This is a genomic window from Streptomyces changchenzhani, from assembly GCF_039766235.1.
In the GTDB taxonomy this organism is placed as follows: Bacteria; Actinomycetota; Actinomycetes; order Streptomycetales; family Streptomycetaceae; genus Streptomyces.
The window spans coordinates 67,263-88,557 of record NZ_JBDHNH010000016.1 but is presented as its reverse complement, the minus strand read 5'-3'; the positions used below and the strand labels follow the sequence as shown (position 1 = coordinate 88,557).

The window sequence follows — 21,295 nt, the reverse complement described above, 5'->3', positions numbered from 1 at the left end:
ATCAGCGCCCATGGTTCCAGTGCGGCCTGTGATCCATCTCTCAAGTCCTTCCATATGCGCCACTGTCGTGTCGTATGGTGTCGAGGCGCCTTTAGCGGTACTCGGAGGCCTTTCGGCTGTAGGCACGCCAAAGGTCTCCTTTCTGTGCGGGGTTGGCGATGCCGGCCCCGCGGTGGTGCACCACATCAATGACCTGTGGGCCGGGCCCCCTTGCGCTGCGGCGCGGCGGGTGTGGATCCCGGTGCGGGCTCAGCTCCGTACCGGTGCCGGCCGCCCCCCACCGGGCGCGTACCAGCTCACGAGGCGGACGCGTCCCGAGCGAGCAAGGATCGACCATGGCGTCCAGCCTGACGAAGGACACCCCCAGGACTCCGGGGACGGAAAAGACCTTCTTCGGCCACCCCCGCGGCCTGGCCACCCTCTTCATGACGGAGATGTGGGAGCGCTTCAGTTACTACGGCATGCGTGCGCTGCTGCCGCTGTACCTGATCGCACCCAACGGCCTGAACATGAACGCAGGCACAGCGACGGCGATCTACTCGATCTACCTCGCGCTGGTCTACCTGCTCGCCATGCCCGGCGGCTGGTTCGGCGACCGCGTCTGGGGCCCCCGCAAGACGGTGGCCATCGCGAGCTTCGTGATCGTGGCCGGTCACCTGGCGCTGGCGCTGCCCTGGGAGGGCAGCTTCTTCGCCGGTCTCGGCCTGGTGGCTGTCGGCTCGGGCATGCTGAAGTCCAACATCTCGACGATGGTGGGCCACCTTTACGACGGCCCGGACGACCCGCGCCGCGACGGTGGCTTCACCGTCTTCTACATGGGCATCAACCTGGGCGCGTTCATCGCCCCGCTGATCATCGGCACCATAGGTGAGACCGTCAGCTGGCACCTGGGCTTCGCGCTCGCCGCTGTCGGCATGGGCCTCGGACTGATCCAGTTCATGATGGGCACCCGCCACCTGAACAAGCGCAGCAGCGTCGTCCCGAAGCCGCTGACCGTCGCTGAGCGCAACAGCACGCTGGTCAAGTGCCTGATGGCCGCGGGCGTTGTCGCGGTCTTCTACCTCGGCGTCTCGTTCTTCGCCGACATCACCGACAAGTGGATCCTGGTCCCGATCGCCGTCGCGGGTCTGATCATCCCGGTGGCGGTCCTGACGCGTATCAAGCGCGACAAGGACCTCAGCGACCTTGAGCAGTCGAAGATGTCCGGCTACATATGGTTCTTCGTCGCCGCTGCCATCTTCTGGATGATCTACGACCAGGGCGGTTCGACCCTGTCGATCTTCGCCCAGTCCTCGGCCGAGAACAGCGTCTTCGGCTGGGACTTCCCGGTCTCCTGGTACCAGTCGGTCAACCCGGTCCTGATCATGGCCCTGGCCCCGGTCTTCGCCACCGTCTGGCTGGCCCTGAACCGCCGCGGCAAGGAACCGTCCACCATCGTGAAGTTCGCTTCCTCGCTGATGCTGGTCGGAGCGTCGTTCCTCGTCTTCCTGCTCCCGCTGGGCATCGCGTCCGACGGCCAGAAGGCCGCCGCGATGTGGCTGGTGGCGATCTACTTCGTGCAGACAATCGCGGAGCTGTGCCTGTCCCCGGTCGGCCTGTCGGTCACCACGAAGATGGCGCCGGTGAAGTACGCCAGCCAGATGATGGGCGTCTGGTTCCTCGCGGTCACCGCGGGCGACTGCGTCATGACACTCCTTGCGACCTACGGTGTCGGGCTCGACAGCACCGGCGTGGTCACCATGGAGGCCGTCGCCGCGCTCGGCGCCGGTGTCGCGATCTTCATGTACCGCAAGAAGGTCCAGGCGCTGATGGGCGACGTGCACTGACGTACGTCCCCGCCTGATCGCAGCATGGCCGGAAGGGCCGTCGTACCGGATGCACGGATCCGGTACGACGGCCCTTCACTCTTGCGTCAGCTCACCTGGCGCCCCGCAGCCGCCGCCACGGGGTGAAGGTGAACACCGCGCCGCCCAGCAGGATCACCGTGCCGGCGATCATGCCCAGCGCCTGCAGTCCGCCGTTGTCCGAAGCGCCCGTGTCGGCGAGGCCGCCGCCGGAGTCGGTGCCGCCACCGGACGCCGCGCCGCCCGCGCCTGTGGTGTCACCGCCGGACGCGGTGCCTCCGGAGGCGCCGCCCGGCTGGGCCGAGGTGTCGAGTTCGAGGGAGACGTTCGCCGTTCCCTTGACCGTGCACGGGATACTGATCTGCTGGCCGCCCAGGGTGACGTCGATCGTCAGGGTGCCGGGGCTGAGCGTGGACTTGCCGTCGGCGCCCGGCTTGTACGTCCCGGTCATGTCGGGCAGGTCGACGGGCTTGCCCTGCTCCAGCGGTTCCGGGTTCCCGGGGCCCGTCACGGAGACGCTGCCCTTGTCCGCGCCGCCGACGGTGATCGCCATGGACGGCTTGAGCGCGCCCGCGGGGAGCGCGGCCGGGCTGTCCATGACGCCCTTGGCCGTCTTCACGGTGAGGCCGTAACTGCCGCCTTCCTTCTTGGCGTTGATGGTCACCTTGCCGTCGATGCCCGCCGGGCCCGGCGACTTGCACGCGAAGGCGACGGCGACTTCCTTGCCCGGGAAGTCGCTCCCGCCGTCTCCACCGCCCGTTGTGCCGCCGGTGGTTGTACCGCCGGTGTCGCCGCCGGAAGCCGCGCCCCCGGTGTCGCCGCCGGTGTCACCACCCGTGTCACCGCCGGTGTCACCGCCGCCCGTGGTCGTACCGCCGGAGGTTGTGGTGCCCGTCGTGCCGCCCGACGTCGTACCGCCCGTCGTACCGCCGCCACCCTCCGAGACCTTGATGGTCGCCCCGGCCTTGACCGTTTCCTTCGGCGTGCACTTGGTGTCCGTCGAGATGGGCTTGCTGACGTTGGTGTTGTACGCATCGGGCGTCAGCGTGACCTCGCCCGCCTTCTCCAGCTTCAGCTTGCCCTTCATCTCGGGGAGGATCATCGGGCTGTTCTTGGGGATCGGCGGGTTCTGCCGCGGCCCGTCCATCGCGAGGTCGCCGCTCGCCGCGCCGCCCACCTTGATCGTGCCGGTCGGCTTGACCGTGTCCTTCCCCAGATCGAGGATGTCCGGGTTCTTGGAGGCCGCCTCGACGGTCTTCCACACCACTTCCACCTCGTCGCCGACCTTGGCCTCGGCAGGGGCGGTGATCTCCACCTTGGTCGTGCCCTGGATGGGCGGCAGGCCGGATATGGCCGGGGGTATGCACTCGGTCTTGTACGAGACTTCGGCTGCTTGCGCGGGACTCGCCACCAGCAGGATTCCCGCACCGCCGAGCATCAGCGCGACCCCTGCCGCACTCATCCTCCGTTGCGTGCTCACAAATTTCCCTTCGTTGTCGGGCTGTTCTGGGACGGTGCGGAGATCTGGGCGTGCGGCCCCGGCGTGTTGTCCGGGGTGAACCACGGCAGGACCGTGCCGGTCCCGGCCATGGAGTCGGTGGGCGGCGGCGCCGCGGGGTCACCGCGCGGCGGCCTGCGGGAAGGACCCTGCGTACGTGCCCGGGGCGGCTTCAGGCCGGGGAGCCGGACCGTGCGGTGGCGTCCCGCGCGACCTCCGGCCGTATGCGGCCGCGCCTGGTCGACGACCGCCATACCGATCCGGAACAGGGCGGCCGGCACGACCACGCACAGCAGGAGCCAGAACAGCGTGATGCCCCACGGCCGTCCGACGCCCCACGGCTGCTCGGCGAGCACCTTCGGCCCGTACTTCAGCGAGACGAGATAGTCGCCGTGCGCGCCCGCCGCCAGCTGGACGTCCAGCTTCACCTGGGCCTTTCGGCCCGGCTGGATGGTGCCGCGCCACTGGCGTTGCTCCCACTGCGGGGCGAAAACACCGTGCGAGGAACCGATGTGGAAGACCGGGTCCTTGACCGGGTCGGTGCCGAGATTGCCGACGGTGACCACGAGGGTGCGGGCGGGCGGGGCGCCGAACCAGGTGAGGAGGGAGCCCGAGCCGTCGAGGCGCGCGGCGGCGAGCACCGCGAGCCTGCCGCCCCCGCCGGGCTGCGGCAGCGGCTCGACGGGGTGGCCCGCGACCTTGAACGCGGCGTGTGCGGCAGCCCGTTCGCCGGTGACCGTCGCGACGTGCACCACGCACGGGCACGGTTCGGGCGGCTCGGACACCGGCAGCTGCTTACGGAACGCGCCCTTGGAGTCGGTGGTCACCGCGCGGCCGTCTGAGTTGGCACAGGAGTTGGTGCCGCCGATCACGCCTCGCTCGGGCGTGGCCCGGCCGCAGATCAGCATCATCAGCAGGGTGTCGGGGCGCCAGCCCGAACCGGTGACGGTGATGTCGCCGCCCTTGCCCGCCTCCTCCTTGGACAGCTTGACGACGGGCTTCCCCTCCGCCGCGACCGAACCGGCGGCGCGCGGGGACGCCGCATTCGCGGGCGCGGCAGCGTTCGCGGGCGCGACGGGCAGCATCACCAGTGCGGGCAGCATCAGTGCGGGGAACACCACCAGCGCGAGCAGGGCCGCCCAGCGGCGAGCGACCCGGTTGGGTACGCCCCGCTCGGGTACGCCCCGCTCGGGATCGGCCCGTTGGACGGTGGGCAGGGGCGCTGCGTGCCGTCGCGGACCGCCCGGTGTGTGCCGTACGGCGGTCACCTTGTCCGTAACTCCACTCACGATCGCGCTCCCGCCCTGGCCAATTGCTGTTCCGTACCGGTCTCTTCGCGGCCCGCCGCCTCGGGATCACCGTCGGCGACCCCATCGGCGTCAGCCCCTGCGTCGGCCCTGTCGGGATCCCGCCCCGGCCGCCGCCGGCGTCGTACCAGCCGGGCCGCCGCGCCGCCCGCCACCAGCAGCACAAGACCGGCTCCGGCCACCGCGGTCCACGGCACGAACGCCTTGGCCGCCGAGGCCCCGCCGCGTGCGCCGCCCGCCGCGGTCACCGTCAGCCGCACCTCGGCCCTGTCGAGCGTGGGTACGTCCGGCCACGGCTCGGTCAACTCGACCCGCCGGCCCGGCAGCAACTCCACGGGCAACGCGCGGGCGTCGCGCCGCAGCAGCTCCCCGAACAGGCCATCCGCGCGCAGCGCGAGGCGCGGGGTGAGCGTGGTGTTGCCCCGGTTGACCAGCGCGTACCGGACGATCGCACCGTCGCCCCGCTCGCCGACCGTCACGTCCTCGACAGTGAGAGCGGCCAGCGTGGGCCCGCTGACCCGCAGATGGATCCGTACGCCGACCTCGCGGCCCCCGCCCGTGACGACGATGGCGCCGGGGTGGTCGCCGGGGGTCGCACCCGGCGGCACGGTGACGGAGAAGGGGACCTCCGCGCGGGTGCGCGGCGGGATCTTCACCTGGCCCGCGGCGAGCGCGATCCACGCCCCGGTCCCGGTGGACCTCTGTTTCTCCCGTACGGCGAAGGCGCCGCCCCGCGCGTTGTACGCGTCGGCGCCGCGCAGCCGCACCGTGCGGGGCTCGCTGCCGGGGTTGGCCAGCGACACCCTGTCCTGGAGGACCGTGCCGGCCGCGCCCTCCAGATAGAAGTACGGCCTGCCCTCGCCGCGCCCGTCACCGCGCCCGCCGCTCGGCGCCGCCGTCCAGGCCGGTCCGCCGTCCGCCGTGGGTGCGGCGGGGGCGGTGGGCGCGGACAGCAGGACCGCGCCCAGCAGCATCCCGGCGACGGCGCCGAGGCGACCCGCGGGACGGGCATAGCGGCGGGCACAGCGGCGGGCGAGGTGCAGCGACGGCATGGGCGGCTCCCAGCTCCCACGAACGACGTACGGGTGGACGCACGGACTGGCGGACAGGACAGCGGGACAGGCTGCGTACGGCCGGGCTCAGCCCGTACGCTGCCGACCGCTCCTGGTCAGCCACAGCACCCCGGCCGCACCGCCGAGCAGCACCGTGCCGCCGAGCGTGCCGAGCGCCGCCGCCGAGTCCAGCGGCCCGGTCCTGGGCAGCTCACCGGACGCGGGCGGTGTGTCCTGCGACGTACCGCCCGTCGAATCGCTGCTGCCCCCGCCGCTGCCGCCCGCACCCTTGGCGTCGAGCTCCAACGCCGGCTTGGGGTTGTTGGTGGGGGTGCAGGTGGTGGTCGTACCGAGCGCCTTGATGGTCAGGACGGACGCCGTGAAGGTGACCTTGCCGCTCTTCTTCGGCGTGTACGTACCGCTCAAGTCGCTTATCTTGATGGGGGTGTTGGCCGGAATGGCCGCCGGGTTCGGCGCACCGGACACCGGTACGGTGCCGCTCTCCGCGCCGCCCAGCTTGATGACCGCGCTCGGGCTCATCGCTCCCTTGCCCAGCTCAACGGGGCTGGAGGAGACGCCCTTCTGGAAGGACATGGTGAGCTTGTAGCCACTGCCGCTCTTGACGCCCTTGATATCGATCGGGGAGACGGCTCCCTTGTTCCCGATCGGCGTTTTGCACTGGTAGTTGACGTCCACGACGTCGGCATGGGCTGCGGGGGCGGCCAGCAGCACCACCGAGCCCGCAACCGCCGCCGCCAGCGCGAGAGTTGTCCGCTTCTGGTACGACACCTCAAGTTCCCCTTATGCCGGAATTTACCTGACGACACATCAGATCGGGCGCTCAAGGTACGCCTGGGGCCTTGCCGAGGGAAGACAAAATGCACGCCGGATCGGCGTGCATTGAATTCATAACTAACCGCCGGTAACCCGTGCGGTTGCTGGGCCGATGGCCCTGGAGGGACGGCCGCGCGGGCCGGGCGCTCGCTAGGCGGGGGCTGCCAGTTCCGCCCAGACCGTCTTGCCGGGGGCCTCCGAGTGGCGTACGACGCCCCAGTCCACGCAGAGCCGCTGGACGATGAACATCCCGTGCCCGCCGGGCCGGCCGGCGCGGTGCGGGGTGCGGGGAGCCGGCTGGCCACCGCTGCGGTCGATCACTTCGAGGCGCAGCACCTTGCCGTCGGAGGAGACGCGCAGCGCCTCGGGACCCTCGGCGTGCAGGCAGGCATTGGTGACCAGCTCGGAGACGACCAGCAGGACATCCTCGGCGGCGGCCCGGCGGTCGGCGGTCGCGGCGGGGAGCCAGCCCCAGTCGTACAACGCCTGGCGGGTGAAATCACGGGCGAGCGGAACTATCCCGCTGGCACTGCTCAGCGCCAGCGAGCGCGGCTGTCCGGCGGCGGACACGGCAGAGGTGGAGCCGGGGCCGTCCGGCTCTGGGCCGAACTCGCCCGGCGGAGGATGCCGGGTGGTGCTCATCAGCGCTTCACCTCACCGATTCGCCAATTCATCAAGACTCACAAGACTCAACAGGGGTACGGCGGAGGCTTCCGGAGCCTCCGGGATTCGACAGTCAGAGATCTCCTGCCCTGCTGGGGCGTGAGAACACCCACTTTTCTCCGCGAGACACGTGACACTTGTAACTCGCTGGGTACTGCGGGCGACGGGAGAGGGGCGCAAGGCCCGTAACTCAGTCTTCCAGCGCGGCTTCGAGCGACTCGTGCACCGTAAAGACAGCCTCTGCCCCGGTGATCTCGAAGACTCTGGCCACCACCGGCTGCATCGCGGCCAAATGGACTCCCCCTCCGGCCGCTTCGGCCTTGAGGCGAGCACCGAGCAGCACATTGAGCCCGGTGGAATCACAGAAGTCGAGTGCTGAACAGTCGACGATCAGGCGCGTACGCCCGCCTTCGAGGGCGCTCTCCAGAGGCTCACGCAGCAACTCGGCGGTGTGGTGATCCAGCTCACCCGCCGGTGTAACGATCTCGCTCTGTCCTTCGGTCCGAACGGCGACCCGGAGTCGACCCCGGTTCGCGCTGCCGACCGTCCCGCGATCCATGCCCGCTCGTCTCTCTTCGCAGTCGTAGCTGATGTTGAACGTCACAGAACCCTACGCCTTCTCTACGCCGACCGGTACCCGAACACCCATACAACGTGGGCGTATTAGGACATAGCGGACTTGCAACTCCAGGTCAAGAGCGGGTAGGCCTAGTAGGGACACATCCAACACGGCCGGCTCGGAGGCGCCGCACACCCCACAAGCAGATGTATTGGCATCGGCAGCCACATGCCGAGAACGATGGAGGAGACCATGTCACCCCGGCTCGACGAACCGCGAACGCCCAGCGCGCCCCCCGCACCGTCGACTACCCCGTCCGAGCAGATCGACACAGGAACCGAGGGCCTCGAAGGGCTTCCGGACATCCCGCCGTACGCAGAGGTGGGGCCGCTGGATGCCAGGGCCCTGTCGAAGACGCTGTTCAAGCGTCTCGAATCCCTCGAAGAGGGAACGCACGACTACTCATACGTCCGCAACACCCTGGTCGAGCTGAACCTGGCCCTGGTCAAGTTCGCGGCTTCCCGGTTCCGCTCCCGCAGTGAACCGATGGAAGACATCATCCAGGTCGGCACCATCGGCCTGATCAAGGCCATCGACCGCTTCGAGCTCAGCCGCGGCGTCGAGTTCCCGACCTTCGCGATGCCGACGATCGTGGGCGAGATCAAGCGGTTCTTCCGCGACACGTCCTGGTCGGTACGCGTCCCGCGGCGCCTCCAGGAACTGCGCCTGGACCTCGCCAAGGCCGGTGACGAGCTCGCTCAGCAGCTCGACCGCTCGCCGACCGTGGCCGAGCTCGCCACGCGTCTCGGCATCACGAACGAAGAAGTCGTCGAGGGCATGGCCGCGAGCAACGCGTACACCGCGAGCTCGCTGGACGCCCAGCCCGAGGAGGACGACTCCGAGGGTGCGCTGGCGGACCGGATCGGCTACGAGGACCACGGCCTGGAGGGAATCGAGTACGTCGAGTCCCTGAAGCCGCTGATCGCGGGGCTGCCGTCGCGCGACCGCAAGATCCTCTCGCTGCGCTTCGTCGCGAACATGACGCAGTCGGAGATCGGCGAGGAACTCGGCATCTCGCAGATGCACGTGTCGCGGCTGCTGTCGCGGACGCTGAGCAAGCTGCGGAAGGGCCTGACCGTCGAGGAATGAGCACGGCTGTGTTCCTCCGGCGCGGCTGCGTCGGCTGGACGAGGGTCTGTCCCGGGGGGTATCCGGGGCAGGCCCTCGTTCATGTTCTACCCCTACCCCGCGGAACGGGGTTCATGAGGGGCGAAGGTGCCGGGGTGGGCGGGGGCAGTGCTGGGTGCTGTGCTGGGTGCCTGCGGCGCTGTCCCCGTACCCCCACCCCCCGCTCAGACCCGCCGTTCCCCGCCCCGCCACACCGCGGACACCAGCGGAACCCCCGGCCGGTAGGCCAGGTGTACGTGGGACGGCGCGTCCAGCAGCACCAGGTCCGCCCGCGCACCGGGGCTGACGCGCCCGACGTCCGTCCGCCGCAGCGCCGCCGCACCCCCCGCGGTGGCCGCCCAGACCGCCTCGTCCGGAGTCATCCCCATGTCCCGCACGGCCAGGGCGATACAGAAGGACATCGAGCTGGTGAACGACGAGCCGGGGTTGCAGTCGGTGGAGAGCGCGACAGTGGCGCCCGCGTCCAGGATGCGCCGCGCGTCGGGCCACGCGGCCCGCGTCGAGAACTCCGCTCCCGGCAGCAGCGTCGCGACGGTGGAGCTGTTCGCGAGCGCGTCGACGTCCGCGTCGGTGAGGTGCGTGCAGTGGTCGGCGGAGGCCGCGTCCAGCTCGACGGCGAGCTGGACCCCGGGACCGTACGAAAGCTGGTTGGCGTGGATGCGGGGATGCAGCCCCTTCGCCCGGCCCGCGGTCAGGATCGCCCGCGCCTGGTCGCCGTCGAAGGCGCCCTTCTCGCAGAAGACGTCGATCCATCGTGCGTGCGGCGCGCAGGCGTCGAGCATCTCGCCGGTGACCAGGGCGACGTACGCCGCCGGGTCGTCGGCGTGCTCGGGCGCCACGATGTGCGCGCCGAGGTACGTCACCTCGTCGGTGTGGGTGGCGGCGATGCGCAGGGCGCGGGCCTCGTCGGCCGTGGTCAGGCCGTAGCCGGACTTGGTTTCGAGGGTGGTCGTGCCCTGGCAGAGGGCCTCGGCGAGGTACTTCGCGACGTTGGCGCTCAGCTCCTCGTCGCTCGCGGCGCGCGTCGCGGCGACCGTGGTGCGGATGCCGCCCGCGGTGTAGGGGCGGCCCGACATACGGGCGTTGAACTCCTGGGTGCGGTCGCCCGCGAAGACCAGGTGGGAGTGGGAGTCGACGAAGCCGGGGAGCGCGGCCCGGCCGGCGGCGTCGACCGTGTTGTCAGTGGTGGGTGCTTTGCTTGTTTCACCGACCCAGGCGATGCGGTCGCCGTCGATGACGACGGCCGCGTCCTGGATCAGGCCCAGGGGGGATCCGTCACCGAGGGAGGGGTCGTTGGTGACCAGACTGGCGATGTGGGTGATGGCGGTGGTCGTCGTCATCGCGGAAGTGCTCACTTTCAGCCGTGTGCGGCGCGTACGGCGGCGATGGACTCGGCCAGAGCTGCCGGGACATCGGGGACCAGGGCGTGTACTCCGTCGCGTACGACATGGCGGCCGCCCACGATCGTGTGACGGATGTCCGCGGCCGACGCCGCGAATACGGCCGTCTCGGCGCCCAGACGGGGCAGCGGGCCCGCTGTCCTGACCGAGTCCAGCGCGATCGTGGTGAGGTCGGCGAGCGAGCCCGTCTCGATGGTGCCCGCGCCGTGCCAGCCCAGCGCCGCGTGGCCGTCGGCCGAGGCGGCGCGCAGCAGGGCCGCCGCCGTCCAGTGGCCGCGGGTGCGCGAGCGCAGGCGTTCGTTCAGCTCCATCGCGCGGGCCTCTTCGAGCAGGTCGATCACGGCGTGGCTGTCGCTGCCCAGGGACAGCGGGGAGCCCGCGCGCTGGAGGCGGGCCGCGGGGCCGATGCCGTCGGCCAGGTCGCGTTCCGTCGTGGGGCACATGCAGGTGCCGGTGGACGTCGAGCCGATGAGGGCGATGTCCTCGTCGGTGAGGTGGGTGTTGTGGACACCGGTGGTGCGCGGGCCGAGGACTCCGTGGTCGGCGAGCAGCCGGGCCGGGGTGCGGCCGTGGGCTGCCAGACAGGCGTCGTTCTCGGCGGTCTGCTCGGACAGGTGCACGTGCAGCGGTGCGTCGCGCTCCCGCGCCCACTGCGCGACGGTCGCCAGCTGGTCGGCGGGCACGGCGCGTACGGAATGGATGGCCGCGCCGATGCGGGCGTGGTCACGATCCTTGAGGAGGGAGGCGCGCTCGGCCCAGGCGGCGGCCGTGCCGTCGGAGAAGCGCTGCTGGTGCTTGTTGGGGCGTTCGCCGAAGCCGGCGGACAGATAGGCGGTGTCGAGGAGGGTGATGCGGATGCCCGCCTCGGCGGCGGCCGCGATCAGGGCCTCGCCCATCGCGTTCGGATCGTCGTAGGGCGTACCGCCGGGCGTGTGGTGGAGGTAGTGGAATTCGCCGACGGAGGTGATGCCGGCCAGCGCCATCTCGGCGTACACGGCGCGGGCGAGTGCGAAGTAGGAGTCGGGGTTGAGCCGGGACGCGACGCCGTACATCACCTCGCGCCAGGTCCAGAAGGTGCCGGAGCCGACCTGGACCGTGGAGCGCAGGGCCCGGTGGAAGGCGTGCGAGTGGGCGTTGGACAGGCCCGGCAGGGTGAGGCCCCGCAGGACCGTGGCGCCGGGCGGTGGGGCGTGCACGTCCCTGCGGACGGCGGTGATCCGTCCGTCGGTCACGTCCAGGGCGACGCCCGGCTCGACGAAGGTGTCGAGCCAGGCGTTCTCCAGCCAGTAGGTCACCTGCACGCGAGACCCTCCAGTACGTCGGCGAGCGCGACGACCCCCGCGACGCAGTCGTCCTCGGCGGCGTACTCGGCCGGGGAGTGCGAGATGCCCGTGGGGTTCCGTACGAACAGCATGGCGGTCGGGGCCGAAGCGGACAAAATACCCGCGTCGTGTCCGGCGCCGGTGCCGAGGACGGGGATGGCGCCGCCGAGCAGTTTGGCGAGCTCGTCACGCAGGGCGTGCTGGAACTCGACCACGGGGGTGAAGGACTCCCGCGTGATGCTCAGATCGATGCCGTCGCGGTCGGCGTGCTCGTGGGCCGCGGCCTCGATGCCGGCGATGACGGTGTCGAGAGTGCCCTGGTCAGCGGCGCGGGAGTCGAGCCAGCCACGGACGAGGGAGGGGATGGCGTTGACCCCGTTGGGCTCCACGGCGATCTTGCCGAAGGTCGCCAGGGCGCCCGCGAGACGGGCCTGCTGCCGGGCCGCGAGGACGGTCGCGGCGTACGAGAGCATGGGGTCGCGGCGGTCCTCCAGGCTGGTGGTGCCCGCGTGGTTGGCCTCGCCGTGGAAGTCGAACCGCCAGCGGCCGTGCGGCCAGATGGCGGAGGCGATGCCGACCGGGTCGCCGGACAGGTCCAGCGCCCTGCCCTGCTCGACGTGCAGTTCGACGAACGCGCCGATCCGGGCGAGGCGCTCCGGGTCGGGGCCGATGGTGCCCGGGTCCTGCCCGGCGCGCTCCATGGCCTCGGGGAGGCTCACGCCGTCCGCGTCGCGCAGCTCGTGCGCCTTGTCGACGGTGAGCTGCCCGGCGGCGAGCCGGGACCCGACGCAGGCGAGTCCGAACCGGGCACCTTCCTCGTCACCGAAGTTGGTGATGGCCAGCGGACGGGCGAACTCCGCCCCCCTGCGCCGGAGTTCGTCGAGGGCTGCGAAGGAGGACACGACCCCGAGCGGCCCGTCGAAGGCGCCGCCGTCCGGGACGGAGTCCAGGTGGGAGCCGGTGACCACGGCGTCCCCCGCGAGGGGGTCGCCGAGCCAGGCCCACTGATTGCCGTTGCGGTCGAGCTCGAAGCTGAGGCCGCGCGCCTCGGCCTGCGCCTTGAACCAGGCCCGGCAGTCGGTGTCGGCCGCGGTCCAGGCGAAGCGGCGGTAGCCGCCGCTGCCCCGGTGGCGGCCGATGGGCAGGAGGTCCCGCCACATCTCGTGGAAGGACGCTCCGGCGGCGTGCGCCGGGCCGGCGGGGGCGTGCGCCGGGCCGGAGGGGGCTGCGGCAGCCGGAGAGCCGGTCGGAGCGGGGCCAGCGGCCGCAGAGCCGGTCGGGGGGGCGCCCGCGGCCCGGGTGCCGGTCGGGGGGACGCTCGCGGCCGGGGTGTCGGTCCGGTCGCTGACGGGTTGGTTCTTGGTCACGCCTGGTCGCCCTCGCGCATCGGGATGCGGACGCCGCGCTCGGCGGCGACCGTCTCCGCGGTCTCGTAGCCCGCGTCGACGTGCCGGATGACACCCATGCCAGGGTCGTTCGTCAGGACGCGGCGCAGCTTCTCGCCCGCGAGCTCGGTGCCGTCGGCGACCGAGACCTGGCCGGCGTGGATGGAGCGGCCCATGCCGACGCCGCCGCCGTGGTGGATGGAGACCCAGGACGCGCCGGACGCCACATTGACCATGGCGTTCAGGAGCGGCCAGTCGGCGATCGCGTCGGAGCCGTCCTTCATCGCCTCGGTCTCGCGGTACGGCGAGGCCACCGAGCCGCAGTCGAGGTGGTCGCGGCCGATGGCGAGCGGGGCGGCAAGGGTGCCGTCGGCGACCATGTCGTTGAAGAGCGCGCCCGCCTTGTCGCGCTCGCCCTGGCCGAGCCAGCAGATCCGGGCGGGCAGGCCCTGGAACTGGACGCGCTCGCCAGCCAGCTTGATCCAGCGGTGCAGCGACGCGTTCTGCGCGGAGTCGTCCTTGGGGAAGAGCTTGAGGAGCGCCTGGTCCGTCTTGTGGATGTCCGACGCCTCGCCGGAGAGGGCCGCCCAGCGGAACGGGCCCCTGCCCTCGCAGAAGAGCGGGCGGATGTACGCGGGGACGAAGCCGGGGAAGTCGAACGCCCGGTCGTAGCCGGCCAGTCGGGCCTCGCCACGGATGGAGTTGCCGTAGTCGAAGACCTCGGCGCCCGCGTCCATGAAGCCGACCATGGCCTCGACGTGCCTGGCCATGGACTCACGGGCGCGCAGGGTGAAGTCGGCGGGCTTCTCGGCGGCGTACGACTCCATGTCGTCGAAGTCCATGCCGAGCGGCAGGTAGGCGAGCGGGTCGTGGGCAGAGGTCTGGTCGGTCACGATGTCGACCGGGGCGCCCTCGGCGAGCATCCGCGGCAGCAGCTCCGCCGCGTTGCCGAGGAGGCCGATGGAGAGCGGCTTGCGGGCGTCGCGGGCCTCGACGGCGAGCTGGAGCGCGTGCTCCAGGTTGTCGGCCTTCACGTCGAGGTAGCGGTGCTCGATGCGGCGGTCGATGGCGCGCGGGTCGACGTCGATACAGATGGCGACGCCGTCGTTCATCGTCACGGCGAGCGGCTGGGCGCCGCCCATGCCGCCCAGGCCCGCGGTCAGCGTGATGGTGCCCGCGAGGGTGCCGCCGAACCTCCTCGCGGCGACGGCGGCGAAGGTCTCGTACGTGCCCTGGAGGATGCCCTGGGTGCCGATGTAGATCCACGATCCGGCGGTCATCTGGCCGTACATGGTGAGCCCGAGCTGCTCCAGGCGGCGGAACTCCTCCCAGTTGGCCCAGTCGCCGACCAGGTTGGAGTTGGCGATGAGCACGCGCGGCGCCCACTCGTGGGTCTGCATCACGCCGACCGGACGCCCGGACTGGACGAGCATCGTCTCGTCCTGCTTCAGGGTCTTCAGCGTGCGCACCATCGCGTCGAAGGAGCGCCAGTCCCGTGCCGCCTTGCCCGTGCCGCCGTAGACGACGAGCTTGTCGGGGTGCTCGGCGACCTCGGGGTCGAGGTTGTTCTGGAGCATGCGCAGGGCGGCTTCCTGCGGCCATCCCAGGGCGCTCAGCTCCGTACCGCGCGGCGCCCGTACGGGTCGGGGTCCTGACATGGTGTGCCTCCTCGCATGACGACTATTGCATTGTCTATTCACATCCTGACCAGCTGAATAGAGCTAGTCAATACGCATGCCCCTCCGCGTCCTGTCGCGGTGGGTGGTTGGCTGGATCACATGCTTTCGGAGAACAGCCCGGACACCAGCCCCGCCGACCGGCGCGACCACGCCGTACGGGCCGCGGTCGAGCAGGGCATCACCGGCCCCGGCCACCCCATCGTGGGCCTGCTCGACATCACCGGCATCCGCACCGCCGCCACCGCGCTGCGCGCCGCCTTCGCCGAGGTGACCCCGCCCGGCACCCCGGTCCTGCACGCCTTCGCCGTGAAGGCCACACCGCTGGTCCCCGTCCTGCGGCTGCTGTACGAGCACGGGGGCATCGGCGCCGAGGTCGCGAGCCCCGGCGAGCTGGCCCTGGCCCGCGCCGCCGGCGTCCGCCCCGAGCACACCGTCCTGGACTCCCCCGCCAAGACCCCCGCAGAGCTGCGCGAGGCCCTCGCCCTGGGCATCGCGGTCAACGCGGACAACGCCCAGGAGCTCGCGCGCATCGACGCCATGACCCGCTCCGCCCCCACCACCTCCCCCATCGGCCTGCGCGTCAACGCGCAGATCGGCGGCGGCTCCATCGGCGCGCTCTCCACCGCCACGGCCACCTCGAAGTTCGGGGTGGCGCTGCGCGATCCCGGCGCCCGCGAATGGGTCGTACGCGCCTATCTGGACCGCCCCTGGATGACCCGGCTGCACACCCACTCCGGTTCGCAGGGCCTCCCGCTGGAGCTGATGGCCCGAGGTGTGGCGGAGGCGTACGCGCTCGCCGAGGAGATCAACACGGCGGCGGGCCGGCAGCAGATCGACACCGTCGACATCGGCGGCGGCCTGCCGGTGAATCTCCTGTCCGACGCCGAGACCCCGACCTTCGCGGACTACGCCCGGCTGTTGAAGCAGCAGGTGCCCGGCCTGCTCGACGGGCGCTACGGCCTGGTCACCGAGTTCGGCCGCTCGCTGCTCGCCAAGCAGGGCACCGTACTGACCCGCGTCGAGTACACGAAGACCTCCGGCGGCCGTCCCATCGCCCTCAGCCACGCGGGCGTCCAGATCGCGACGCGCACCGTCTACGACCCCGCGTCCTGGCCGCTGCGCATCGCCACGTACGACGCGAAGGGCCACCCCAAACCGGGCCCGGCCGTCGCCCAGGACGTGGCGGGACCGGCCTGTTTCGCGGGCGACCTGCTCGCGGAGAACCGTCCGCTCCCGCTCATCGAACAGGGCGATCAGGTGGCGGCACTGGACACCGGCGCGTACTACCTGGCCGCGCACTACACGTACAACAGCCTTGCCAGGCCCGGCATTTACGGCTTCACCGTCACCCCGGGCGGAGTGCGCTTCAGCCTCGTACGAGCCCCGCAGACCCTCGACGAGATCGTCGCGGAGTCCGGCGGGGCGCAGCCGGACGCGCTCCTGCGCCACCAACCCTGACGCCACCCGCACGAGGCGGCCGCACCCGGATCGCCGAGGCGTGCGCGCACGCCGAAAGACCGAGGTGTACGCGCCTGCCGAAAGCGGGCGCAGCGCACGCCAATGTCCCGCTCCAGTCACCCCGTACGACCGCAGGAGTTCCGGACTCTAGCCACCGGCGGGCAGGTTCCGCCGGGAATCACCAGAACTCTGCCTAGGCACACGCACGTTGAGTAGCGTCCTCGCTACCGCAAGGCGCCACACCTGGGGAGGGGATTTCGGCGTGCCCGGAATCGATGAGTGTCTGCTCGAAGCCATGCTGTTACCCGGCGCCCGCGGAGCCGCGGTGGTCGACTGGACCAGCGGGCTCGCGCTCGGCACGGTCGGGGACTCCCCCAACAGCGACCACGAGGTCACCGCTGCCGAAACGGCGGAGCTGGCCCGTATGGCCACCGAACATCCAGTGTTCTCCCCCGACGCGGGAGAAGGAATGCCCGTCGAGGACGTCATTGTCACCAACCGTTCCGGCTACCACCTGCTGCGCTTCGTCGAAACAGCCTTCGACAGCACGGTTTTCCTCTACCTCTGGCTCGACCGCGACCTGGGCAATCTCGCTCTCGCCCGGATCCGGCTGCGCGATCTCGCCGAACGGCTGGTCCTCGTGTGAGAACCGCAGTCTCCCCCATGCTCGTGCGCCTCGCGGAGGAGCGCGCGACCGGAGCGCTCCTCCGCGACCGCGGCACCCTGTATCTGATCGACGGTGAGGTGGTGCACGCGGAGAGCCCCGCATCACCCGGCATCGAGGTCCTCCTCATCGCCTCGGGACGCCTGCGCCCCGAGGGGTGGCGGCGGGCCATCGACGAGGCGGGCGCCAAGAGCCAGGTCGGCCGCTTCCTCGTCGACAGCGGCCAAGTGGCCGACGGGGAACTGGAGATCTGCCATCTGGGTGCGCTGTACGACGCCGCCTACTTCGCGCTCGCCCCCAGCAGCGAGCCCACCCACTTCCGCTACGGCGTGGCCCACTGGATCGGCCCCGTGCGTCCCGTACCCGCGTACGCCGTGGACCGGGAGACCTGGCGGCGCCGGGAACTGCTGCACCGGATCTGGCCGCATCAGGAGACCGACACCTCACCCGTCGTGCGGACGGCCGGGCATCTGCGCGGCACACCCGTCACCTCCAGACAGCGGACCGTTCTGGACCTCGCGGACGGCGAGCGCACTCCGCCCGACATCGCCCGCGCCCTGGGCAGGCCCGCCTTCCACACATTGATCGACATCCGCAGGCTGGCCGCGGCGGGCGTCGTCGAGGTGGCGTCCCGGACATCGATGCCGCCGGCCCGGCCGTCCGTCGCCGCCCGTGTGTCGGCGGAGTGCGCCGCCACCGACCCCGACATCGCTCTGCTGCGCCGGCTTCGCGACGCATTGGAGGCCCTGTGATCCGCGCCCTCCGACAGCGCGCCGAGAGGAGACAACTGATGTCGACGGAACCGGAAGTCCTGCAAGAACTAAGGCGGTTGAGAGCCAGGGTGCCCCAACTGACCGGCGCGCTCGCGGCCAGCACCGACGGGCTCGTACTGGCCCAGGACTGTGCGACCGCGGAGGCGGAGGGCATCGCGGCACTCACCGCGGCCGCCCTCGGGGTGTCGATACGGCTGACCGAGGCCACCGGCCAGGGGGACTTCAGAGAACTCCTGGTGCGTGGTGAGCACGGATACGTCGCCACCTACGCGGCGGGCTCCGCGGCCGTCCTCACCCTCCTCGCGGAACCACGGATCAACGTGGGCCGCCTGCACCTGGAGGCCCGCCGGTGCAGCGCACGCCTGGGCGAACTGATCGACGGCGCGCTCGATCGCCTCGACCAGCCCTGACCAACGACCAGCCCTGACCCACGACCGACCACTACCGACAGAGCACGACCGACCACTACCGGCACAGACCGATAGAGACCGACACACCCCATCTCCCACCCCGGACGGCTCACCGAAGTCCCGGAAACAGAAAGAGAAAGAGAACCACCATGGCCAAGACCGAAGTTGCACTCAAGCAGGCAATGACCGCGATCGAGGGCGCCCTGGGCGTCGCCCTCGTCGACTACACCAGCGGCATGGCCCTCGGCACCGTGGGCGGCGGCAAGGACCTGGACCTGACCGTCGCCGCCGCGGGCAACACCGACGTGGTCCGCGCCAAGGTGCGCACCATGGAGCACCTGGGCCTCAAGGACGAGATCGAGGACATCTTGATCACCCTCGGCAGCCAGTACCACCTGATCCGGCTGCTGAAGTCGCGCAGTACCGGTAGCGGTCTCTTCCTCTACCTGGCGCTGGACTCCTCACAGGCGAACCTGGCAATGGCCCGCCACCAGCTCAAGAAGATCGAAGCCGACCTGGACGTCTGAGGCCTGGAGATCTGAGGCCTGGACGTCTGAGGCCTGGAGATCTGAGGGCCGCCTGGCCCGTCAGCCGGGCCCGTCAGTGGTGTCGCCGCCGACGGGCCCGGCGCGGCGTCGCCCCGCGTTCACTCCACGAACAGACCCCGCGCCGCCGCCTTCGCGTCGAACTCCTCAAGCCGTGCCTGCGCGTCCGGCAGGTTGTCGCACATCGCCTCAAGGAGCACCCGCCCCAGCAGCATCGGCGCGCACGCGGTGTCGAAGGCGAGGCCGGTGCCGACCGCCGCCGGGATCAGCAGGTCGCTGTACCCGGCGACCGGGGCGAACGCGGAGTCGGCGACCGTGACCACGGCAAGGCCCTGGTCCCTGGCGTACGCCAGCGCTTCGAGCACCTCCTTGGGATGCCGGGGCAGGGCGAAGCACAGCAGGGCGCTCGCGCCCGCGCGGCGGGCCGCGTCGATGCGGTCGGCGAGCATCGTGCCGCCTTCGTCGAGCAGGCGTACGTCCGGGTGGACCTTGGCGGCGAAGTACGCGAAGCCACGGGCCTGCGAGGAGGCGGCGCGCAGGCCGAGCACGGGCAGCGGGCGGGACGCGGCGAGCAGCCGGCCCGCCTGTTCGACGGGGCGCGGGTCGGCGAGCAGCTCGGCGAGGTGGCGGAGGTTCTCGATCTCGGCCTGGACCGCCTGCTGGTACTCGTTGTACGTGTCCTCGCCGCCGGAGGGACCGGTCGGCGCGACCTCCCGCAGGTTCTTGCGCAGCGCCGGATAGCCGTCGAAGCCCAGCGCGACGGCGAACCGGGTGACGGACGGCTGGCTGACGCCGGCCAGCTCGGCGAGTTCGACACTCGACAGGAACGGCACATCGGCGGCCTTGCGCACCATGCAGTGCGCGATGCGCCGCTGGGTCGGGGTGAGCCGGTGCCCCTCGAAGAGCTGCTGCAGTCGTGCGGCAGGACTGTCGCTCATGCCATCCCCCTCGAAGGTCCGTTCATCCGTTAAAGGTCAGCCGCAAAAGGTCATCCGCTAAAGGTCCGCGAACTGGTCGAGCAGCGCGGCCGCCACCCTCACATCATCGGTGAGCGGGCGGTCCACGACGTCCGGTTCCAGTGCCGCGTCCGCCAGGTCGAAGGCCAGGCCGACCGGCAGACCGGGGTCGATCCGCAGGTCGCGCTGGCGCAACGCCCTTACAGCGGCGACGAGTTCGCAGCCGACGACGTGACGGTACGCGTCGCAGGCCCGCAGGGTCTGACGGGCCCCCAGGGAGGCGAAACTGGCCTGTTCCTCGACGCCGCGGGAGAGCACCGCGTGGCCGAGCGACGCGGGGGCGGAGAAGGCCCGCAGGTCGCCGAGGGCGGCCCCGGCGGCGTACTCCAGGATCATCACGCCCGAGCTGGCCGCCTCCCCGTCGGCGAGGAAGGGGGGCAGGCGGGTGAAGCCGGGCTCGTTCAGCGCGGAGAGCCCCGATGTGGACAGCCGGGCGGTCTGGGCGATGGCGAGCCTGAAGTGGTCCAGGGCGAGCGCGAGCTGGGCCATGTAGAAACCGCCGTGGTGGTACGCGGCCGGGCTGCTATTGAGCGCAGTGTCGGCCCGGATGAGCGGGTTCTCAGCGGCGGCGTTGATCTCGGCGGCGAGGGTGCGCTCCAGCAGGTCGGCGGCGTCCTGTGCGGGCCCGTGGATCTGCGGCAGACAGCGGAAGCCGTACGGGTCCTGGATGCGGCCCAGCGGCGGTGTGGGCCGCTCGGGGGCGCCGAGCAGGCGGCGCATGGTGGTGGCGACCGCGTACGATCCTGGGTGCGGCCGGGCCGCGTGCACCGGCTCGGCGTACGCCTCGTAGCTGCCGTCGACGGCGAGCAGTGAGAGCGCGCCGACGACCTGGGTCGCGGCCACCAGGCGGCGCAGCTCGTCCAGGGCGAGCGCGGACTGGCCCAGAGTGAGTGCATTGCTGCTGATCATCGCGAGGGCGTCATTGTTGTCGAGTGCCTGCGCCCGGGGCGGCGTACCGCCCTCCCAGGGGTGTTCGCCGGCGAGGGCGAGGCCGAGCTGGGAGAGGGCGGCGATGTCGCCCGTACCGACCGAGCCGTATTCGTTGACGACGGGGTACGCGCCGGATTCCAGGGCCTCGCACAGGGCGGTGACGACGGTGGGGCGCAGGCCCGCGCCGCCGGCCAGCAGCTGGTTGGCGCGGACGGCGAGCATCGCGCGGACCTCGCGGGCGGGCAGCGGGTTACCCACGGCTCCGGCGTGGCTGCGCAGCAGGCGCAGGCCGTGGTCGGCGGCGGCGCCGGTGGGCACGGTCTCCGAGCGGTTGGCGCCGACGCCGGTGGAGCGGCCGTAGACCCGGCCGGAGGCGGCGAGCTCGCGGGCGGCGTGCCAGGACTCCTCGACGCGCTTCATGGCCTCGGTGCCGGGGACGGGACGGGCGGCGCCGTGGGCGAGGCGGACGACATCACCGACGGGGAGGCTCTGACCGTCGAGGACAACGATGGCGGCCGGTTTCTGGGTGAGCTCCTCGGAGTCCACCATGTGGGACGACTTCATACACAAACGCCTCCTTTCGGACAGCTCATCTCGCCCACCGGTCGAACGTAACCAGTGATTTACCTCAGAGCATTGACATCTATTCAGATAGGCAGAACTCTGCATGACCATATACAGCCCCGGCAAGGGATGACCGATGATCAAGTTTGACGCAGTGCGCAAACGCTTCCCGATCGTCGACAAGGACAAGAAGGACCCGGAGGA

The 21,295-nt window shown here is 71.1% G+C and carries 19 protein-coding genes; 7 read left to right on the top strand and 12 right to left on the bottom strand.

The window, feature by feature from the left end; all coding sequences use genetic code 11:
• Positions 1 to 335: 335 nt before the first annotated feature.
• Positions 336 to 1,826 (top strand): oligopeptide:H+ symporter, encoded by a 1,491-nt coding sequence (locus ABCR94_RS35090; RefSeq protein ID WP_347125101.1) that lies wholly within the window; start codon positions 336 to 338, stop codon positions 1,824 to 1,826.
• 91 nt (positions 1,827 to 1,917) lie between these two features.
• Here the strand turns inward: ABCR94_RS35090 and ABCR94_RS35085 are convergent, their stop codons facing one another.
• The 6 genes from ABCR94_RS35085 to ABCR94_RS35060 all read right to left on the bottom strand — a co-directional run bounded on the left by ABCR94_RS35085 (position 1,918) and on the right by ABCR94_RS35060 (position 7,757).
• Positions 1,918 to 3,306, bottom strand: coding sequence for a hypothetical protein (locus tag ABCR94_RS35085; RefSeq protein WP_347125100.1), 1,389 nt, complete (start codon positions 3,304 to 3,306; stop codon positions 1,918 to 1,920).
• Positions 3,307 to 3,320: 14 nt separating this feature from the next.
• Positions 3,321 to 4,427, bottom strand: coding sequence for a hypothetical protein (locus ABCR94_RS35080; RefSeq protein WP_347125173.1), 1,107 nt, complete (start codon positions 4,425 to 4,427; stop codon positions 3,321 to 3,323).
• Positions 4,428 to 4,627: 200 nt separating this feature from the next.
• Entirely contained in the window at positions 4,628 to 5,701 is a 1,074-nt protein-coding gene (locus ABCR94_RS35075) for a COG1470 family protein (RefSeq protein ID WP_347125098.1), read from the bottom strand.
• An 87-nt stretch (positions 5,702 to 5,788) separates the two neighbouring features.
• Positions 5,789 to 6,490, bottom strand: a complete 702-nt coding sequence (locus ABCR94_RS35070) for a peptidase (RefSeq protein WP_347125096.1) — start codon at positions 6,488 to 6,490, stop codon at positions 5,789 to 5,791.
• Positions 6,491 to 6,685: 195 nt separating this feature from the next.
• The gene (locus tag ABCR94_RS35065) at positions 6,686 to 7,177 is read right to left on the bottom strand and encodes an ATP-binding protein (RefSeq protein WP_347125094.1); all 492 of its coding nucleotides are present in this window, start codon (positions 7,175 to 7,177) and stop codon (positions 6,686 to 6,688) included.
• Positions 7,178 to 7,388: 211 nt separating this feature from the next.
• Positions 7,389 to 7,757: an STAS domain-containing protein gene (locus tag ABCR94_RS35060; protein WP_347125172.1), complete on the bottom strand. Its 369-nt coding sequence runs from the start codon at positions 7,755 to 7,757 to the stop codon at positions 7,389 to 7,391.
• A gap of 252 nt (positions 7,758 to 8,009) precedes the next feature.
• Between ABCR94_RS35060 and ABCR94_RS35055 the strand changes: the two genes are divergently transcribed.
• A complete protein-coding gene (locus tag ABCR94_RS35055) occupies positions 8,010 to 8,906 on the top strand; it encodes an RNA polymerase sigma factor SigF (RefSeq protein WP_347125170.1) in 897 nt (298 codons plus the stop codon).
• A 203-nt stretch (positions 8,907 to 9,109) separates the two neighbouring features.
• Here the strand turns inward: ABCR94_RS35055 and hutI are convergent, their stop codons facing one another.
• The 4 genes from hutI to hutU all read right to left on the bottom strand — a co-directional run bounded on the left by hutI (position 9,110) and on the right by hutU (position 14,710).
• A complete protein-coding gene (gene hutI / locus ABCR94_RS35050) occupies positions 9,110 to 10,285 on the bottom strand; it encodes an imidazolonepropionase (protein ID WP_347125093.1) in 1,176 nt (391 codons plus the stop codon).
• A gap of 17 nt (positions 10,286 to 10,302) precedes the next feature.
• Entirely contained in the window at positions 10,303 to 11,646 is a 1,344-nt protein-coding gene (locus tag ABCR94_RS35045) for a formimidoylglutamate deiminase (RefSeq protein WP_347125091.1), read from the bottom strand.
• On the bottom strand, positions 11,637 to 12,827 hold the full coding sequence (locus ABCR94_RS35040; RefSeq protein ID WP_347125168.1) for an allantoate amidohydrolase: 1,191 nt from the start codon (positions 12,825 to 12,827) through the stop codon (positions 11,637 to 11,639). The genes ABCR94_RS35045 and ABCR94_RS35040 overlap by 10 nt, the downstream gene beginning before the upstream one ends.
• A 203-nt stretch (positions 12,828 to 13,030) precedes the next feature.
• Entirely contained in the window at positions 13,031 to 14,710 is a 1,680-nt protein-coding gene (hutU, locus tag ABCR94_RS35035; RefSeq protein WP_347125089.1) for a urocanate hydratase, read from the bottom strand.
• A gap of 120 nt (positions 14,711 to 14,830) precedes the next feature.
• Here hutU and ABCR94_RS35030 point away from each other — a divergent pair, with 120 nt between their 5' ends.
• From ABCR94_RS35030 to ABCR94_RS35010, 5 genes are all read left to right on the top strand, one after another.
• Complete coding sequence (locus tag ABCR94_RS35030; protein WP_347125087.1) at positions 14,831 to 16,189, top strand: type III PLP-dependent enzyme domain-containing protein; 1,359 nt, start codon at positions 14,831 to 14,833, stop codon at positions 16,187 to 16,189.
• A gap of 262 nt (positions 16,190 to 16,451) precedes the next feature.
• Positions 16,452 to 16,835: a roadblock/LC7 domain-containing protein gene (locus tag ABCR94_RS35025; RefSeq protein ID WP_347125085.1), complete on the top strand. Its 384-nt coding sequence runs from the start codon at positions 16,452 to 16,454 to the stop codon at positions 16,833 to 16,835.
• A 17-nt stretch (positions 16,836 to 16,852) separates the two neighbouring features.
• The gene (locus ABCR94_RS35020; protein ID WP_347125167.1) at positions 16,853 to 17,605 is read left to right on the top strand and encodes a transcriptional regulator; all 753 of its coding nucleotides are present in this window, start codon (positions 16,853 to 16,855) and stop codon (positions 17,603 to 17,605) included.
• Positions 17,606 to 17,643: 38 nt separating this feature from the next.
• Positions 17,644 to 18,036 (top strand): roadblock/LC7 domain-containing protein, encoded by a 393-nt coding sequence (locus ABCR94_RS35015; protein WP_347125083.1) that lies wholly within the window; start codon positions 17,644 to 17,646, stop codon positions 18,034 to 18,036.
• Between the two features lie 149 nt (positions 18,037 to 18,185).
• Positions 18,186 to 18,563 (top strand): hypothetical protein, encoded by a 378-nt coding sequence (locus tag ABCR94_RS35010; RefSeq protein WP_347125081.1) that lies wholly within the window; start codon positions 18,186 to 18,188, stop codon positions 18,561 to 18,563.
• Between the two features lie 119 nt (positions 18,564 to 18,682).
• Here ABCR94_RS35010 and ABCR94_RS35005 read toward each other — a convergent pair whose 3' ends face one another.
• Together ABCR94_RS35005 and ABCR94_RS35000 are read right to left on the bottom strand one after the other, a co-directional pair.
• A complete protein-coding gene (locus tag ABCR94_RS35005; RefSeq protein ID WP_347125079.1) occupies positions 18,683 to 19,519 on the bottom strand; it encodes a MurR/RpiR family transcriptional regulator in 837 nt (278 codons plus the stop codon).
• A 57-nt stretch (positions 19,520 to 19,576) separates the two neighbouring features.
• Positions 19,577 to 21,091 carry an aromatic amino acid ammonia-lyase gene (locus ABCR94_RS35000; protein WP_347125078.1) on the bottom strand — a complete coding sequence of 505 codons (1,515 nt, stop codon included), beginning with the start codon at positions 21,089 to 21,091 and terminating at the stop codon, positions 19,577 to 19,579.
• Positions 21,092 to 21,295 lie beyond the last annotated feature (204 nt).

What these genes read in the sequence shown, in the direction of transcription:
- ABCR94_RS35090 (WP_347125101.1), top strand. Translation starts at nt 336, where the DNA reads ATGGCGTCCAGCCTGACGAAGGACACCCCCAGGACTCCGGGGACGGAA.
- ABCR94_RS35085 (WP_347125100.1), bottom strand. Translation starts at nt 3,306, where the DNA reads ATGAGTGCGGCAGGGGTCGCGCTGATGCTCGGCGGTGCGGGAATCCTG.
- ABCR94_RS35080 (WP_347125173.1), bottom strand. Translation starts at nt 4,427, where the DNA reads ATGCTGCCCGTCGCGCCCGCGAACGCTGCCGCGCCCGCGAATGCGGCG.
- ABCR94_RS35075 (WP_347125098.1), bottom strand. Translation starts at nt 5,701, where the DNA reads ATGCCGTCGCTGCACCTCGCCCGCCGCTGTGCCCGCCGCTATGCCCGT.
- ABCR94_RS35065 (WP_347125094.1), bottom strand. Translation starts at nt 7,177, where the DNA reads ATGAGCACCACCCGGCATCCTCCGCCGGGCGAGTTCGGCCCAGAGCCG.
- ABCR94_RS35060 (WP_347125172.1), bottom strand. Translation starts at nt 7,757, where the DNA reads ATGGATCGCGGGACGGTCGGCAGCGCGAACCGGGGTCGACTCCGGGTC.
- ABCR94_RS35055 (WP_347125170.1), top strand. Translation starts at nt 8,010, where the DNA reads ATGTCACCCCGGCTCGACGAACCGCGAACGCCCAGCGCGCCCCCCGCA.
- hutI (WP_347125093.1), bottom strand. Translation starts at nt 10,285, where the DNA reads ATGACGACGACCACCGCCATCACCCACATCGCCAGTCTGGTCACCAAC.
- ABCR94_RS35040 (WP_347125168.1), bottom strand. Translation starts at nt 12,827, where the DNA reads ATGTGGCGGGACCTCCTGCCCATCGGCCGCCACCGGGGCAGCGGCGGC.
- hutU (WP_347125089.1), bottom strand. Translation starts at nt 14,710, where the DNA reads ATGTCAGGACCCCGACCCGTACGGGCGCCGCGCGGTACGGAGCTGAGC.
- ABCR94_RS35030 (WP_347125087.1), top strand. Translation starts at nt 14,831, where the DNA reads ATGCTTTCGGAGAACAGCCCGGACACCAGCCCCGCCGACCGGCGCGAC.
- ABCR94_RS35020 (WP_347125167.1), top strand. Translation starts at nt 16,853, where the DNA reads ATGCTCGTGCGCCTCGCGGAGGAGCGCGCGACCGGAGCGCTCCTCCGC.
- ABCR94_RS35015 (WP_347125083.1), top strand. Translation starts at nt 17,644, where the DNA reads ATGTCGACGGAACCGGAAGTCCTGCAAGAACTAAGGCGGTTGAGAGCC.
- ABCR94_RS35010 (WP_347125081.1), top strand. Translation starts at nt 18,186, where the DNA reads ATGGCCAAGACCGAAGTTGCACTCAAGCAGGCAATGACCGCGATCGAG.
- ABCR94_RS35005 (WP_347125079.1), bottom strand. Translation starts at nt 19,519, where the DNA reads ATGAGCGACAGTCCTGCCGCACGACTGCAGCAGCTCTTCGAGGGGCAC.
- ABCR94_RS35000 (WP_347125078.1), bottom strand. Translation starts at nt 21,091, where the DNA reads ATGAAGTCGTCCCACATGGTGGACTCCGAGGAGCTCACCCAGAAACCG.